General features: G+C 45.8%; 9 protein-coding genes. 8 read left to right on the top strand and 1 reads right to left on the bottom strand.

The window, feature by feature from the left end; genetic code table 11:
- Positions 1-390: 390 nt before the first annotated feature.
- From ACIDITHRIX25_RS74325 to ACIDITHRIX25_RS74335, 3 genes are all read left to right on the top strand, one after another.
- Positions 391-1,086 carry a hypothetical protein gene (locus tag ACIDITHRIX25_RS74325; RefSeq protein ID WP_201732770.1) on the top strand — a complete coding sequence of 232 codons (696 nt, stop codon included), beginning with the start codon at positions 391-393 and terminating at the stop codon, positions 1,084-1,086.
- Positions 1,086-2,744 carry a serine/threonine protein kinase gene (locus tag ACIDITHRIX25_RS74330; protein ID WP_201732771.1) on the top strand — a complete coding sequence of 553 codons (1,659 nt, stop codon included), beginning with the start codon at positions 1,086-1,088 and terminating at the stop codon, positions 2,742-2,744. The genes ACIDITHRIX25_RS74325 and ACIDITHRIX25_RS74330 overlap by 1 nt, the downstream gene beginning before the upstream one ends.
- Before the next feature lie 341 nt (positions 2,745-3,085).
- On the top strand, positions 3,086-4,018 hold the full coding sequence (locus tag ACIDITHRIX25_RS74335; RefSeq protein ID WP_201732772.1) for an LLM class F420-dependent oxidoreductase: 933 nt from the start codon (positions 3,086-3,088) through the stop codon (positions 4,016-4,018).
- Between the two features lie 1,469 nt (positions 4,019-5,487).
- On the opposite strand, the gene ACIDITHRIX25_RS74340 is transcribed toward ACIDITHRIX25_RS74335, so the two are convergent.
- On the bottom strand, positions 5,488-6,147 hold the full coding sequence (locus tag ACIDITHRIX25_RS74340) for a TetR/AcrR family transcriptional regulator (RefSeq protein WP_052605958.1): 660 nt from the start codon (positions 6,145-6,147) through the stop codon (positions 5,488-5,490).
- Between the two features lie 133 nt (positions 6,148-6,280).
- On the opposite strand from ACIDITHRIX25_RS74340, the gene ACIDITHRIX25_RS74345 reads away from it, so the two are divergent.
- The 5 genes from ACIDITHRIX25_RS74345 (at position 6,281) to ACIDITHRIX25_RS74365 (ending at position 16,474) form a co-directional block, all read left to right on the top strand.
- A complete protein-coding gene (locus tag ACIDITHRIX25_RS74345) occupies positions 6,281-7,804 on the top strand; it encodes an MFS transporter (RefSeq protein ID WP_082058692.1) in 1,524 nt (507 codons plus the stop codon).
- Between the two features lie 1,125 nt (positions 7,805-8,929).
- Positions 8,930-11,041 carry a DEAD/DEAH box helicase gene (locus tag ACIDITHRIX25_RS74350; RefSeq protein ID WP_052605947.1) on the top strand — a complete coding sequence of 704 codons (2,112 nt, stop codon included), beginning with the start codon at positions 8,930-8,932 and terminating at the stop codon, positions 11,039-11,041.
- A gap of 1,448 nt (positions 11,042-12,489) precedes the next feature.
- Positions 12,490-13,095 carry a hypothetical protein gene (locus tag ACIDITHRIX25_RS74355; protein ID WP_201732773.1) on the top strand — a complete coding sequence of 202 codons (606 nt, stop codon included), beginning with the start codon at positions 12,490-12,492 and terminating at the stop codon, positions 13,093-13,095.
- A 420-nt stretch (positions 13,096-13,515) separates the two neighbouring features.
- Complete coding sequence (locus ACIDITHRIX25_RS74360) at positions 13,516-14,097, top strand: signal peptidase I (RefSeq protein ID WP_152626046.1); 582 nt, start codon at positions 13,516-13,518, stop codon at positions 14,095-14,097.
- 1,420 nt (positions 14,098-15,517) lie between these two features.
- On the top strand, positions 15,518-16,474 hold the full coding sequence (locus ACIDITHRIX25_RS74365) for a carbohydrate ABC transporter permease (RefSeq protein ID WP_052605943.1): 957 nt from the start codon (positions 15,518-15,520) through the stop codon (positions 16,472-16,474).
- Positions 16,475-16,486: the final 12 nt, after the last annotated feature.

Below are 16,486 nucleotides of genomic sequence, written 5' to 3' on the forward strand. Positions count from 1 at the left end.
GGATTGCAAAAATGCTAGCGCAACTTTCAAATGACTCTTGTTCCAGATCTAATCGGTCCTGACCTTCACACAATCATTGCTCGTATCCAATCGTAGTTCTTCTAGAGTCCGGAAAAACAACTTCGTAAAAACCCTGCCAACAGATTCCCAAAAGCACAACTTAACCAGGTCTAAATGCCAGTATAAGATGCTTATAGGAAGAAGTACTCATGGATCCAACCAACGAATAGAACTTCATGTATGATAAAAAGAGTTCACATAAATTAGCAATAGTTCCCCAGAGATCAAAGGTGAGCCGAAGTCATATGTCAAGATTTTTGAATCTAAATTCCGAAATAACAAATCTGTTGATACCTGTCCTCACTTAGAGTATGTATAATACCAATCACAGTGAACAATGGACCTAAAACCGATACAGCAGCAGGTGTAATTTTTCAAGCTCCCCATGGAGTTGATTCTGTAACTATTTATGCTGGTAGCCGGGTCGCCTTTGGAAGATCAAGCGAATGTCAGATACGTTTTGGATACGCTCCCCTGCCTGATCGTACGGTGCCACGAGTTGCTGGCCATCTCTTTGTTAGCGACCGCAGGATCTACATCGAAGCAAATGATGAACAAGGCAATCGTGCTTTGGTTGTCAGAACTGGAGCAATTGAAAGACAGGTTCCAATTGGCGAGGGGTTTAGTCCTCGTGAACCAAAGTTCGACGTTATTATCCACGGAACAAATGCTCCTTGGGTCCTAAACGTTGCAGGACGGTTCTCTTATCCATCAAAAGCAGACGTTCCATCGAGTGATCCGCCAACTCAACGATTCAAGTTACAGCTGAGCGAGATCCAAGTGCGCGTTCTGACCGAATACTATCGACCAATAAGCCGGGGGCGACTCGAACCCGCCACCCATTCCGAGGTTGGAGCAATTCTAAACCGACACCCAAATACTGTCCGCGAGATCCTATATAGTATTTGGCTACGAATGTTCGAACTCGATATACCGCTTCCAGACATTGCAGACAAGAGAGTCGCAGTAGTCGAGGCGATCCGCGTCCATGCGATACCAGTTGAGAACCAACAGGTTGACCTCTGATGTCATATGATCAATTGTGGACCGGGCCAATTGGAGATCACCGTCGTTATCGAGTTGAACTTGAAAAAGGCGTCCCAGTTGCAATCGCCCAGGGAGGCGAGGGACTCATCTATCGTGGCGTTCGTGAGATCGAAGGGGTATCTCATGAAATAGCCCTTAAACTTCAGTCAAATATAACCTTCAATGAATACGAACAGTTTCTCGCGCGAATGTCAACACTGGCTGGAATTAACCACCCAGGGATAATGCACTACTACGAAAGCTTTATAGGAACTGCTTTAGTTGATATCGACGATCCGAGAGACGAAGATTTTGACGTCATCTATAGCGCTTCAGAGTGGATACCCGGAGAGACCTTCGCGAATGCAGTCAAGCTCAGTGGACTCTCACAAGGGTTTCTATGGGTCGCACAGGTCGCACGATCGGTCGCCTATCTTCACTCCCTCAAGACACCCTTAGCTCCAGAAGGTATCGTCCATCGAGATATAAAGCCATCAAATATTCGAATTTCGGAGTCGGGCGAAGCGATCCTAATTGACTTTGGAACTGCACGTCCACATCTGGGCTCCGATCAAACACGTGGTGTCGGTACCTATCGATGGCGTGCTCCTGAGATGACTGGAGGAATTGGAGAGCCGGGAAAGGTCTCTGACGTCTGGAGCATAGGCGCGCTTGCCTATTGGATCCTCTTTGAAGAACCACCTGCAGTCGAAAGTTCCGCATTTACCCAAATGAAGATTCAGGAACGTGCTCAAGATTTAGAGTTCTTAGATCCAAAGTTATTGGCACAACACCTCACCTCTCTACTTGAAATAGACCCTTCACTGCGTCACCGCGATCTAACTCGCTGGGCTGACCGCCTCGAACAACTCATCGACCCTAATTTCCTCGAATGCCATCGACGTAGACGACGGCGTATCATCACTTCTACCTCTGGTGCTGCCGTTGTCGTTCTGGCGTTACTTAGCCTTCCACTAGCAATCCGCGACGGATCGACTTCAAAATTGGCCGCAGAAGTTCAGCCAAAGCCCCTAAATCAAGTGATCACCTGCGATGGCATCAATAGTGCCGTAATCGGTACAGGAGCAAAAGCCAGAGAGACACTTTCGGTCAAGATTCTCGGTGGCACTACCCCATTGCTATATCCCAAAAAAGTCATAGCCGATCCCACTGGTAACTTCATAATCCCCTTGACCTGTCCCGCTGGGACAAAGGATTCAAAATGGAAACTCAGTTACCACGGGATAAAAGGTGAAACTACCGGAAGCCTGACAATTATCGGCACGAACAGCCAAAGTTCTAACTCAGGCCTACAGTCAACGATAGTCCCCATAGCGCTCACGACCAAGCAGAGCCTACTTACTGGTCAAACACTCTACCTTGAGACTCCAGGAGGTGCCGCTCAGACTATAGAAAACTACCAGACAGCAAACGGAACGCCAGGTCCCAGTCTAAAGATTGGGGAAACACTTGCAATCAGTTGCAGAATCGCTGGATTTCAAGTTCAAGACTCCAATGTATGGTGGTATCGCATCGTCTCACCTCCGTGGAACGGAAAGTTCTATGTGACGGCTGACGCATTTTATAACAACGGCAAAACGTCAGGTCCACTCGAAGGAACCCGCTTTTACGACCCAAGAGTACCCATCTGTCGATAACACTTTCCGATTTCATCAATGGTCCAGTTGCCAAAACAGCTCAACAACAAAGTGACATCAAGTAATACCAATTTGCTTTTGGAACTCGTGGTTCTAACCCTCAAACCAATGCAGCCGCGCCCGGCAAGACTCTCCCTTAGGTAATCGCAAATCTTACCTAACCTAGATCTAATACACGCATGCTCATGGCAAACAATGAAATCCATCTCCGAATATCTCATTAAAAAGCTAAAAAAAACAGAGGCTGATATCTTTAGCCACCTCGGGGTTCTTTTAGCCAAGACAAAAATGGATTAATCAGCTCCAACCAATAGACGCCGAGCATCAACTAACGTAGAACAATGCAACTACGAATCTTTATAGAGCCCCAACAAGGGGCTACTTACTCGACGCAACTTAGAGTTGCTAAGAGTGCTGAAGCACTTGGCTTTGACGCCTTCTTTAGATCCGACCACTATCTAAGGATGGGCGACAGCAAACCGAACCCAGGTCCCACAGACTCTTGGATTACACTAGGTGCAATAGCACGAGAGACCTCTACCATAGCACTCGGCACCCTCTTGACTTCAGCGACATTTCGAACACCCGGTGTAACTGCAATATCAGTTGCCCAAGTAGATGAGATGTCCAATGGTCGCGTGGAATTAGGACTCGGAGCTAGATGGTTTGGGCAGGAACACAGCGCCTATGGAATCAACTTTCCAGATACCGCCGAACGCTTCGACCGTCTCAAGGAACAACTAGAGATCATCATTGGGCTCTGGAGCACAAGTCTCGAGGAAACATTTAGTTATCACGGCCGCTACTACTCACTTGAAAACTCACCAGCATTGCCCAAGCCAGTGCGAAAGCCACATCCTCCGATAATAATAGGTGGACGTGGCCCCAAAAAAACACCTGCACTAGCTGGCGCCTTCGCTCAGGAATATAACGTACCATTTGCTTCAGTTGAAGATTGCAAAGTACAATTCGACGCGGTGAGCAATGCGGCCGACCAAGCAAATCGATCTCCATCGGAAATAATCTATTCAGTGGCACTCGCGACCTGTCTTGGCAACAACTCCGAAACTCTAAAGCGAAGAGCCGCATCAATTGGAAGAAGTGTTGACGACTTGAGCGAAAATGGACTTTGTGGATCGAGCGCTCAAATAATTGAAAAGATCGAAAGCTACAGGGCGATAGGTGCGAAGCGCATCTATCTGCAAATCCTAGACCTCAACGACTTGGATCACCTCGCTGACCTCAGTGATGGTCTAATAAAACAGCTAGCATAGCTAGCAACAAGAGAACATTCCGGGCTATTTTTACCTAGACAAGATTACACAATTTGGCCAGCTTTACCCTCAAAGTTGGCCAACCCAAGGGTTCTCCTCCGCGAATTCCACATTCGGATACAATAACCAGACCCTAGTTCCTATTTGTTCACCAAACAGATGATGATGTTAGCACAGATACAGCTATACGAATCAGTGGTTTTACCAATCATAAGTACCACACCTCGATTGAAACACGCCTCATAGGTCCTCTTATCGTGAAATCATCAAAGCTATTTGGCTCCTTTATACCTACAAACATCTAAATTGAAAAACTTAAAAAACTATAATCATAAACATATTGCCACATTCATGCCGCACCACATCTCTTATCGCAACCCAATATAGGGTTAGTAGTAATCGTTTATATCGCACTATTTATACCAAATATGCTCTTTGCTAATGTGTGCAGCCCCTACATTGATAAGACGGGATAACGAAATCGTTAAAAAATCGAATAGTCCCAAGCAATAGTCCTCGTTGAAGTTGTGCCCGCAAAGTTGGCTTGGACTGTCATGGCAAGACTCAAAACGATAAATTTCAAATCAATTAATTGGCTCGGATCAGCTTTATTACACCAAGCAACATCTATTTAGAGATCGCCTTCGATGAGTCTGACCACCTAAACTCAAAAAATCTAAACAGGTTCAAGATCGACAATGTCTGTCAACCAACAATCATCTACGTCAACCCTCAAGGCGCCATGCTTGAAGTCTAGACTGATAGGTACCCTATCGGTAGAGCCAATGAACAGCTGATAAGACGCCAATTAGTACATGAATCACAAGACCCATGGTAATGTCACGCCACGCTCTAAAAGCTTAGGGCAATCTAACGATCTCCTTGAGATCTCTCAACAACCACCAAACCTCTCATAGCGCGACATTATGATTGAAAGTTGAGTGGGGCCACCAACTCAAACGTGTTGGGGCCATTGTGGCCAAGTGTTTCCACATCCTGTTTGAAAAACATAAAAAACTAAATTATGAAAAAGCAATAGAGCTGGAATGTCTATCAGCCACCAAAAAAATCTTTGAGATAAAAGTATTGGAATTTCTCGAGATCGATCGGATAACCGATACCTCTATCGCGAGCTAACCTATCAATTGATCGAGACAATGGTCGACCGAATTATTTAATCATCGAAGCGAAGAACTCTTCGCAAGTCTCTTGGTAGACGGGTATTTTAGTGCCCTAGATATTAGGTGCTTTAGCACTCGAGCACCGGAATAAATTGCTAGGATACGGATAAGAGATTTCTCAACATCGATACTAAAAGATTTCGGTCAAATTAAAGCAATAGGATCTAGACAATATCCAAATTATATTAAATCCAATTCCCAAAACCAAAATACTCTAAGAGCGATATTTTTAATTAGCTAAAAGACGATATCTCCGAGACTTGAAGATTAGCTAGATACAAGAACTTGCTACTTACGAGCTTTCCAATTTATCATTGCATGGATAAGCTGATCCTGGTCCAGAGCCTCTTCTGACATCGGAGTAAGGCTGGGCCGATCCACACGTAATCCGTCTAAAACTATGGCAACATAGCGTTTCCAGAGATTGGGCGAAACACTCTTACTATATTCTTGTGCGGCGCCCGCCATCGCGGCTATAACAGGAACATCATTAGCATGGAAATCCCCTCTGAGACCTCCTTGATCCTGCGCTCTACGAACTATCTCTTCGATCAATGGACCGACCTCTTTTTTAAGTTCGGTAATTCGACCTTCTATGTAGTCATTTCCTAAAATAACTTCGCGAAGGCCTCGATCCTTTGTCTCCATGTCCAACATGGTCTTCAGCAAGAATAAAAAGCCCTCCCAAGCATCCTCAAATTCCAGAGCATGACGGCCGACTTCAATTAACTCTAAAACAGCCTCTTCAAACAGAGCCTGCACCAAGAGATCCTTGTTAGGAAATCGTCTATAAACGGTGCCCACCCCAAGGTTGGCGTTATGTGCTATATCATCTAGGGTGACACCTAAACCTCGTTCAGCAAAGAGAGATCTGGCAGATTCCAGGATCCGCACGCGGTTTTCGCTGGCATCGCGCCTAAGGGATCGCTCAACATTGCGGCTTTCCAAGTCGAAGGAACATTCAGGGTCTTTTTCCACAATTAACAATCTAGTCATAAACGGAGGGAATATCTCCATTTACGTCTATGTTGTTGTTAGTAAGTGGAGATAACTTCTCCATATGCTTTAATAAGGAGTTAAATTGAAGTCATCCATAGATGCTCCGGGTAGCCCCGGATACGCTCTGGGACCAGATGCAACCCACGCAGAGAAGCTAGCGCACCATATTTACAACAGACGTTGGTGGATCCTTGCGGTAGTTGCTCTTGCACAGTTGATGGTAGTTCTAGATTCAACAGTCGTAAATATCGCCTTGCCATCAGCTCAAAAGGCGTTAGCCTTTTCAACCGCAGACCGCCAATGGATCGTAACCGGATACGCCCTCTCGTTTGGTAGTCTCCTTCTGCTCGGAGGACGTGTCGCTGACTTCTTTGGTCGCAAGAGAGTATTCCTCGTCGGATTGATAGGCTTTTCCGTAGCGTCAGCAATCGGTGGAGCCGCTACGGGGTTTCCGATGCTAGTAAGTGCACGTGTAGTGCAGGGAGCCTTCGGCGCCCTTCTAGCTCCAACAGCGCTTTCCTTACTTACGACCACCTTCTCTGATCCAAAAGAGCGAGGTAAGGCCTTTGGTGTATTTGGGGCAATTGCTGGTGGTGGAGCAGCTATTGGCTTATTACTGGGTGGTTTCTTGACCCAATATCTCTCTTGGAGATGGAGCCTCTATGTAAACCTAGTCTTTGCTATCGCCGCAACATTTGGTGCAGTTATATTTCTTCGCCATGATGAAAAACTCGAAAAGAAGAAGCTAGATCTCCCCGGAGTCCTTAGTGCATCTATTTCAATGTTCTCGTTGGTCTATGGCTTTTCTCATGCCGAAACAGCTGGTTGGTCAAATGGAATCACCCTCGCTTTCTTGGCAATTGGCGTCGTACTGCTCGTTGCCTTCGTGCTTATCGAGAAGAGAGTCGAGCACCCCCTTCTTCCGATGAGAGTCGTCTTGGATCGAACCAGAGGCGGATCCTACATTGCAGTCTTTTTGGCAGCAGTTGGGATGTTCGGCGTCTTTTTATTTCTGACCTACTACTTGCAGTCGACGCTTGGCTATTCTCCAGTCAAGACTGGTGTCGCCTTCCTGCCTATGGTTGCGGTCCTAGTGGTCGTCGCAGCAGTTGGAACCGCAGTCCTTTTGCCTAGGGTTGGGCCAAAGCCCATGGTTGTTGGTGGAATGCTAATTGCAGCTTTAGGCTTAATGCTCCTGACTAGGATTTCGCTCCATTCGGGCTATGTATCTGTGATCCTACCTGCGCTACTGGTTCTTGGAGCCGGGATGGGATTCATCTTCGCACCGTCGATGAACGCAGCAACAGCTGGAATCGACCCCGAAGATGCAGGAGTTGCCTCCGCAACGGTAAATACCTCCCAGCAGATCGGTGGATCCATCGGAACAGCGCTTCTTAACACTCTCGCTGCAACTACAGCAACTGCGTATTTGGCTCATAAGGTTCCAAACCAGCTTTTGCTAGCTCAAGCAGGAATCCATAGCTACGTAACAGCGTTCCGTTGGTCTGCAGTGATCTTTGTTGCAGGTGCAGTCGTCTCGCTAATTGTTCTACAGTGGGGAAAACAAGAGCTGTCCGAAGGCGAGTTCGTACACGCTGGCATTTAGTGCTCTATGCAGATCTGCAAGACCGAGCCATTGGCCCATAGTGTATTCCAGTTCAAAGATTTCCAATTCAGAAAATGGTCAACCATGGCGTTATTGATACTAATTTCAAAGGCGACATCAAGCCTAAAATAAAGCAAACGTAACCATAACCTCATCAACTTAACCTTTTCGCATACAGTTCATCCAGAGGCAAAAGACCCACTGAGAGATAATCGATCTCTAGGTGGGTCTTTTGTCGTTTCTTGCAAGAAACTGGCTACCAAATCCAAAAAGGATAAAAAGTGCGATCAGATCAATGAACCAGACCTACGATCGAGGCCTAAGAACCAGGTCAAGAGGCACTTGGAATTTAATTTGTTTAGCAATTGTCCATTGAAATCCTACGAGTAAATAGATTTAGGGGACGTCCATAAACCTATTATCTACCTCAGATAGACAAAGCTCCCCTATTGAGTCCATAACTCAATTGGCCCCAAAATGGCAGGAACCGTTTAAAGCTCAAAATTGAATAAGAACTCTACATCGTCACAATTTGTTTAAGGGCGAAGATTATCAGCCGGGTTTTCTTGCAAAGGGGAAAGCCGGCCATGCTAAGCCAAAATAATGCCCGTGTGATAGGTGAAAAACGTCTCCGACTTGAATTAGGTCTGGAGGAGACTCAAGAATCGTCTTATGTCTACATGGTGCATTTTCAAATGGTGATTTAAATTGTTAATTACTATTTGGAGCCACCAAGCTTCATGGCGATCTGCAGCCTCGGATCGTAATCCATTACTCCTCGGCTATTTAGATCTAATTGAACCACACCGCCAAACCACTCATCACGCTGAAGTATCAATTCGATGTGATCGACAAGGCTAACCGCAAAAGAATCCTACACCAGGTAATCATTTAGAAAAAACGATCCGAGCGCGAGATGGGAATTGACCTAAAACGAAACTGCCAAAGTACCTTGCTGCACCTTCTGAGCGACAAGGCGCTTCCTCGTGCAGGCAATCAACCGAAGTAATATTCAAAATGTAAAACCCAATCGGGAACCCTATCTCCTGGTGAGATTCAAGTTCGCAAGCGATCCCAAAGACTTTGATTAGGGTTCAACTAGTTCATTATGGATCTAGCATCACTATGGTGCCAATTGAATTAAACCCCCAACAAAAAGAGATTGCTACCCAAGTCATAAAGCTGCTAGCTGGGCCAGATGCAACCCTTCGCGACGACCAAACTACAGCCATAGCCTCCCTTTGCACTCCAGGAGCGCGCGTCTTAGTGGTTCAGGCGACTGGATGGGGGAAATCTGCAGTCTACTGGGCTGCAACCTCAATCATACGGGCCGCCAACCACGGCCCTAGCCTTGTGATCTCTCCCCTACTATCGCTGATGAGAGATCAAGTTTCAGCGGCACAAAAAGCAGGCCTCCGAGCTATCACCTTGAACTCCTCCAATAGTGAGACTTGGCCCGAACTTGAAGACGAAATAACCCACAACAGGGTCGACGTTATCTTGGTCTCTCCAGAACGACTCGCGAATCCAGCCTTCTCAAAGAGGGTCCTGGCGGCACTCGCAAAGGATATAGGACTTTTAGTGATCGACGAAGCCCACTCGATCTCAGATTGGGGCCATGACTTTAGACCCGATTATCAACGAATTGCAAAGATCCTAAGCACGCTAGAACCTACAACCCCGATCTTGGCAACTACGGCAACAGCTAACCAAAGAGTCACAAGTGACATCGCAAAGCAGTTGGGAAGTTCCACTTTGGTCATGCGTGGACCACTTGCCAGAAAAAGTCTTCAACTGGCCGTTATAGATGACCTCTCCCCTATCGAGAGATATGCTTGGGTCGCAGATCATCTCCCGATACTTCCTGGATCAGGGATAATATATGTCCTGACCGTTTCGGATGCAATCGCACTATGTGACTCCATTCGGGCTGTACATAAAGATACCATTCAAATAGAGGCCTACCACGGCCAAATGCCCTCGTCTGAGAGAGAAGTCATCGAAGATGACCTTCGCAACAACAGACTAAAAGCCGTAGTTGCCACCTCGGCACTTGGAATGGGTTACGACAAAGCCGATCTTAGCTTTGTTATCAATGTCGGATCGCCTTCTTCGCCTGTCTCCTACTACCAGCAGATTGGACGAGCTGGCCGAGCAATAGAACACGCATTGGTGGTTCTGCTGCCATCCAAGAGTGATGAGAGGCTCTGGGAATACTTTGCTACATCAAACCTTCCCAAGGGTGATCAAATCGAAAAGCTCCTCAAGGCGCTCGAAGAATCTCCCAATCAAGAGTCTATGACGATACCAGCCCTAGAGGCAGAGACTGGAATTAGACGTTCCATGGTCGAGCTCCTCCTAAAGCAGATGAATGTAGCAGAGGCTGTTGAAAGAAGCGAAAAAGGTTGGCGCTCGACCAATAAGGGCTACGACTTCGATCAATCTCATATCGATGAAATCATTTCAGCTAGGCGACGCGAATCTGCAATCATGAAAGCCTATGCCCGACAGGAGCGCTGTCTAATGCAGCTCCTACAGGAGTCATTGGACGATCCTGAAGCAAAGGCGTGCAATAGATGCTCGGTCTGTATCAAAAAACTACCCGAGCCGCTTTCGATGGAGGTGAGTCCAGAGGCCATCTCTATCATTACCCAATTTCTGAGGCGCCAAACCCTGATCTTAGAACCCCGAAAGATGTGGCCAGGCGGAGTCTTTGGAAAACGAGGGAGAATTCCAAGCCATCTATTACCAGAAGCTGGACGTACCCTAATCTTTGCAGATTCACCGCAATGGCAAGAGATACTTACCGAGGCATTTGGAATCGATCAAGGACCAAGTGAAACACTTTGTAAATTAGCGATCGACACGATGGTCGAATGGAAGTCAAGCTGGAGATCTCGACCCCAAATAGCTGCATCGCTACCTGCCGGGGGTTATCCGGCGCTGACTGATGGCCTAGCAGACCATATCGCCAGAGTCGGAAAGCTAGAGAGATTTCAATTCAACCAATTAGTCATCCCTAAATTGTCGCCCGATGCATCCTCTTCCCAAGAGGCAGCTCTATGGCAAGGCGAGATACAATTGACCCTCGAAGAAAAGACTTCCTTGACCGGTAAATCAGTGCTTTTAGTCATAGATGCAACATCATCGATCTGGCCCATCACTATCGCCGCAGCCAAGATCCTCGAAGCAGGGGCAACTATGGTTTTGCCGATGCTGATTCATCGAAGAGCATGACAAATAAAGCTGGGAATTATTCCAGAACCATTGCCATTTGGATTAGCGACGAGCGTCTCGAATCGTACCGAGGCGCCATATCCCGCACTTCGCTCCAAACAGTGGCCATGTGTAGCCAGATGATCACAAAGTGCTTTTATCTTTAGGAGGATACAAACCATCTGAACTAATCAAAAATGCTTGCCCATAAAAGGCTTCGCTTTATCTCCAATCTTGGCTGCGAGCAGAAAACTATATCTCCCGGCGCCAGGAAACGTAGATACAGGCCCAAAGCGGTCGAACTAAAACTTGATATTTACTTAACACTTGATTTTAAAGTGCAAATACAAGAAAATAGCGTTAGTCAAAGATATGACTCCCAACCCTACAGTTACAGATTGGTACGGGTTAGTCTAAATTGATCAAGGCTTTGGCCTGACTATTTTGATTCTCTGGACCACCATTGGCAGAATCTTTGGACCACAACATACATTCAAGTGCATTCACCGCTCGTCAATTAACGACCTCCACATAGGGCCGCCAAAATGGCAAACTCCCATAGTCCCGCTGGGCGTTCCCTTTAGTAATAAAACAGATCGTGCCAAAACACCTAATGTATGCATGATAAATAGGTGCGACTTTGAGCATGCGCCGAGGAATCTTACTTTGGCAGATAGCCTACAAGCATTTAAAAGTACCACCACGCGCTTTATGTACGACCCCAATCCGAATGTCATTTTTTGAACTCTCAGAATAAACAAGTCAACTCGGCACTAAAGATAGATACCATGGATGAAAACTTTCGGATAGCATATTCAATCAAATACATGAAATTTCAAATGCTTAGTTCTAGTTTTATAAATAATTAAATAAATCGAACTGATACGTTATATAAATATTCAAGCAAATTCTGATGAATACACGATTAAAATATCAAACATTTAGCGTCCATTTAGCAAGTGGGATTACTGTTAATATGCAAGGGTGCCGTCCAAGTATTTGGCATGTCAGGCACTACATCGATAAATCATCCTCGAGTGCGTCTATCCAATGCAGCAGAGTTCCATCCTCCTGTTCTCATCAAATCGCTACCTTTTTATGAGAAACATGCACTTCAAACATATGACCATTCAAATTTCGACGCGTATTTTCTCCATCTCAATATCGGAAAAATCCTCGATCTCCCGGGATAACAGTTCATGTCACCCCTGCCGGGTCCAGATTAATCATTCTATGATTAGACTTTTATCTCCACTTTTATCTTCTACCAAGTTGCATTTAGGAAAATACACTACGAGAATACTGAATTTAATAATTTCACAGTAATTTGTCTCTATGTGTAATATATATTCGATATAATCTCTAATGGGTGAAGTATTTACACAGTATACATAATTGGTCGCTCTAATTCTGTGTAGCGAATAGCGAAACCGGCACCCACTCATCCATTTATTTAAAGGGGTAGCTAAATGTTTATTATTAATCATCTTGCACGAAAAGTAGCTGTATTAGCAGTTACAGGTGGCACTGCATTTGCACTTTTCGGGGGCGCGCCAGCCCATACACAATTCTCCGCCAACTCAGCACAGACTGCAACTTTCACAGGTGGGACCGTGGGAGAGGCGGTAACTAACGGAAGCTTCAGTTGTAGCGGCTTAATTCCACCAAGCAATAGGACGACTTATTCCGGAAATCCCTGCACAGAGACGATCACTCTAAAGAACACAGGGAACACCCGAGAGAGCTTTGATGTCACCATTGGAACGCCTACTGGGACCACGAGCGCAACCAACAACCTAGACCAACTCATGGTTACTTACCCAGACCCCACTAGCGCGAACTCAGCTAATACGGTTACAGAAAGTTACAAATCGCTTCTTTCTGGCAATACCGGGAATAATGTGCTTCACATTGCCACCTTACCCGCATCTAGCACTGGAAGCACGGCTAATTCTTTGAGCGTGACTTTGAAGTTCTCGCTGGCAGCCGAAACTGGTAGCACTGCAATCCAAAATGCATGGTACGGAGCAACCGTTCATATCCCTTACACCGTCACTGCTACGCCTTCCGCTTAGTCAGCTGCTACAGTTACCTACGACGCCATCAGCCCTTCGGAGTCAACATCCGGGGGTAATGAAAGTGGTTGATTAGTCCTAACCAACTCCAGTTTAGGTGCTAGTTGGGACTACCTAGACTAGCTCTCCAATCGACGAAATTCATCATCTGGAGAGCTAGTCGCACTGATGAAAATCGATAATTTTCCATCCCGACCAAGAAGGCTGAGATAGTCCTAAGTTCAATCGCTTTCAAACTACCATTATGGCGAAAAGTTAGAGAGAAGCCAAATACTTTGCCTATCAAGATCCAAAATTCCTCCGCTTTCAAGGTCGATGCGATCGAATGACAAAATAATTTCGTCTTGAACCGAATTATCTCTAGCCAAAAGAGCGCAAGACCCGAGAATTCATACCTTTGCTTTGACAGGAAGTCCTAAGTTGCAAATTGAGAACACGCCCCAATGGAAAATCACGAAATGGCTGTCTTTTTTCGGAGTAGCCGTCTTGATTGGTGCGTTTATTTTCTATCCTCACGCATATATAACCACGCCATCGATGTATCCAACAATCAATCCTGGGTCCATGGTCTTCATCTCGCACGAGAACACTTACAAAAAAGGAGATGTCGTCGAATTCCATGGCAATGGGCTGCTTTGGATACACCGCATAGTGGCAATTCGAAGCAACGGCCAAATCGTAACCAAGGGTGACAATCCTCAAAATAAGATCGACGTCTTTGTGCCACCGCGTACCCTTAATAACATCGTAGGTAAGGTCGTACTCGTCATACCCTATCTTGGTTTTCCTCAGGTAATATTCAATTCCCCCAGCTACGGACTCTACTGGCTACAACTAGAGCTAAGTCCTGGATTGAAGGTCACACTGCTGGCAGCACTACTTATCTTTGGATGGGGAAGTGCAAAGGGAAGAAGAAAATCCACACCAAAAGTTCAATTTTATATGGAAGACATGAACCTCATTTCAAACTCCTCCACAAGAAGATCGGCCCTTCACGAGTAGATACAAATTGATGTTAAATCGCAAAAAGATCAATTGAGCAATCACACTTGGCCACTTTGATACCTCACAAATATCCACAAAGATCGAATAGCTCCAGAAACTTTTACCAAAATGTGAACCTTACTCAAGCTAGAACCCTGTAAAGATTTGCTGCACTCTTCTAACTTCATTCAAACAACTTCATTTTAAACAAGGCTCACCAAAAAGATTCTCGTTCCAACATGCCACGAAGCTAGCCAACGCCCCCGAAAAGATCGCCCATAACTCGCACTTCAAACAATCATTCCTAAAACCCTTCTATACGGGCGATCTAGAGAGAGCCGCCAATGCTAGCCAAGAAAATTCTTCCTAATCCAACCATCATCGACCTGTTCTAGCCTTGAAGTTCGCAATTTACGGCATTACAAAGAAAGCTGATCATGTAAAACTAGATGGTTCAAAGATTTTAGCGAGGTGGTCCAATGACTTAAGAGAAGTCCCCAACCCCTCGGTTTCGACAGAGACCCTACGTATCACAGCAACTCTGACTCTTTGAAAAGCAAGTAGGCATTTGGAGTGAGAACTTTGATGAAGCGATGATAGTTCCGTCCAAAAAAAATAGCCCGAAGAATAAAGAAAAGCTACCTATCAAAAGAAAACTAGCACTACGATCCTAAAAGAGTTGAACGACGACCCAAAATACGCCCAAGAAAACATCGTCTAACAATATTTCAATCTAGCGAACTGGCCATAACAAATTCTACGAAGAGGTACCTCTCTTAGGTTAGGTTCGACCGCCCAGTCAAACAACAGCGATGGCCAGAAAGTCGCAAGCAACCAAGAGCTACTGGATCAAAAAGACGTTTGAGGTGAAAGTCAACAGGCATCTTTCTTTACTGATTCCGCAGAATCATTACACCTTCGGTGAAATCGTAGCCTGCTGACGATTTCGAACCAACTAGGCAGACAGTCGTACAAAAGCGATTTCCAGATATCGCCTATGTCAAGCTGGCACTCAATCGAGGCGATCCTCGAGCAAAAGAATTCCTTCACCTGTTCGTTTAGGGTCAGAATTCCGATAGGGACCCTCTGAGCGCAAACACTGGTATTTTAGTGCATGCAACCGAAACCCGGCTACCCGTTAAATAACAACATATCTTTCAAAACATAAAAATCAGCGTCCTGCCGGTAGGGTTTGGCATAACATTAGTGATGTCCCAAACTGGTTTCAAATATCTCAATGATAAATTCCACGAACCAAGCCAAAGTCGTTTGACAGTGAACCATGATTCGTCTATGCTCAAAGGACAGAGGTCATACCAACGGAGGTCAAGATCGAACTCCGCTGGATGATAACCTCTAATTGATCATAAAACAAGATCAACAACGCGGTTGCCTAACCGCATCATAAAAAATGCGGTTTATGGTAGGAGGGGAATCGTTGAAAGAAATTACTCGTAGTGAACCCAGGACTTTGTCTGGTTCCATGGTAAGTAGCGGCAAAAAAAAGCGAGGAAAAAGTCTCGGTGCTAGGGAGCGAAGATTTGCCTTTTGGCTTATTCTCCCTACAATTCTTGGACTCTGTGCGATCTTGTTGTATCCATCGCTTCAGACTATTACATGGTCATTCCAGCACTATATTCTAACTGACCCACTTCAACATAACTTTACCCTCTCTAACTACACTCAATTGATCCACGACCATGTCTTTTGGTTGGCCCTCAAATTCACCCTCTTTTATGCGATTTTGAGCGTGCTTGGCCAAACTTTGGTAGGCCTTGGAGTAGCACTTATGGCTAATCGAGAGTTTCGAGGTCGCGGTCTATTTCGAGCAGCCCTGCTCTTTCCGTGGATGATGCCGACAGTTATCACCGCAGTTGTATGGCGCTTTATGTACGACCCCAACTATGGACTATTCAACGGAGTACTACAACGCCTTGGATTACCACACTCTTTTGTCTGGCTTGGTTCACCTACGTTAGCGGTAATCGCCCTCTTTCTCGTGGCGATCTGGAAGGTCAACTCATTTGCAGCCTTAGTATTCTTGGCCGGTCTTCAATCGATTCCTGCCTCTGTCTATGAGGCGGCAGATGTCGATGGTGCCACCGCTTGGCAAAGGTTCACCAGGATTACAATGCCGATGTTGCGCCCCACCATCTTGGTTGTTCTAGTACTTCGTACCGTTGAAGCCCTTCAAGCATTCGACATAATTTATGGCCTCACCCTAGGAGGACCAGGCTACTCAACTTTGAACCTTCCACTTTACCTATACCAACAAGCAATACAGGGCCTCAACTTCGGATATGGTTCTGCAATGGGGGTTATCCTTGCGATCATGATCTCGGCCTTTGCATTCCTATATGTAAAAGTCCTATACCGCCCAGAGTCCCTGGGTTAAAGAGCGAATTGA

The organism is Acidithrix sp. C25 (assembly GCF_904848545.2).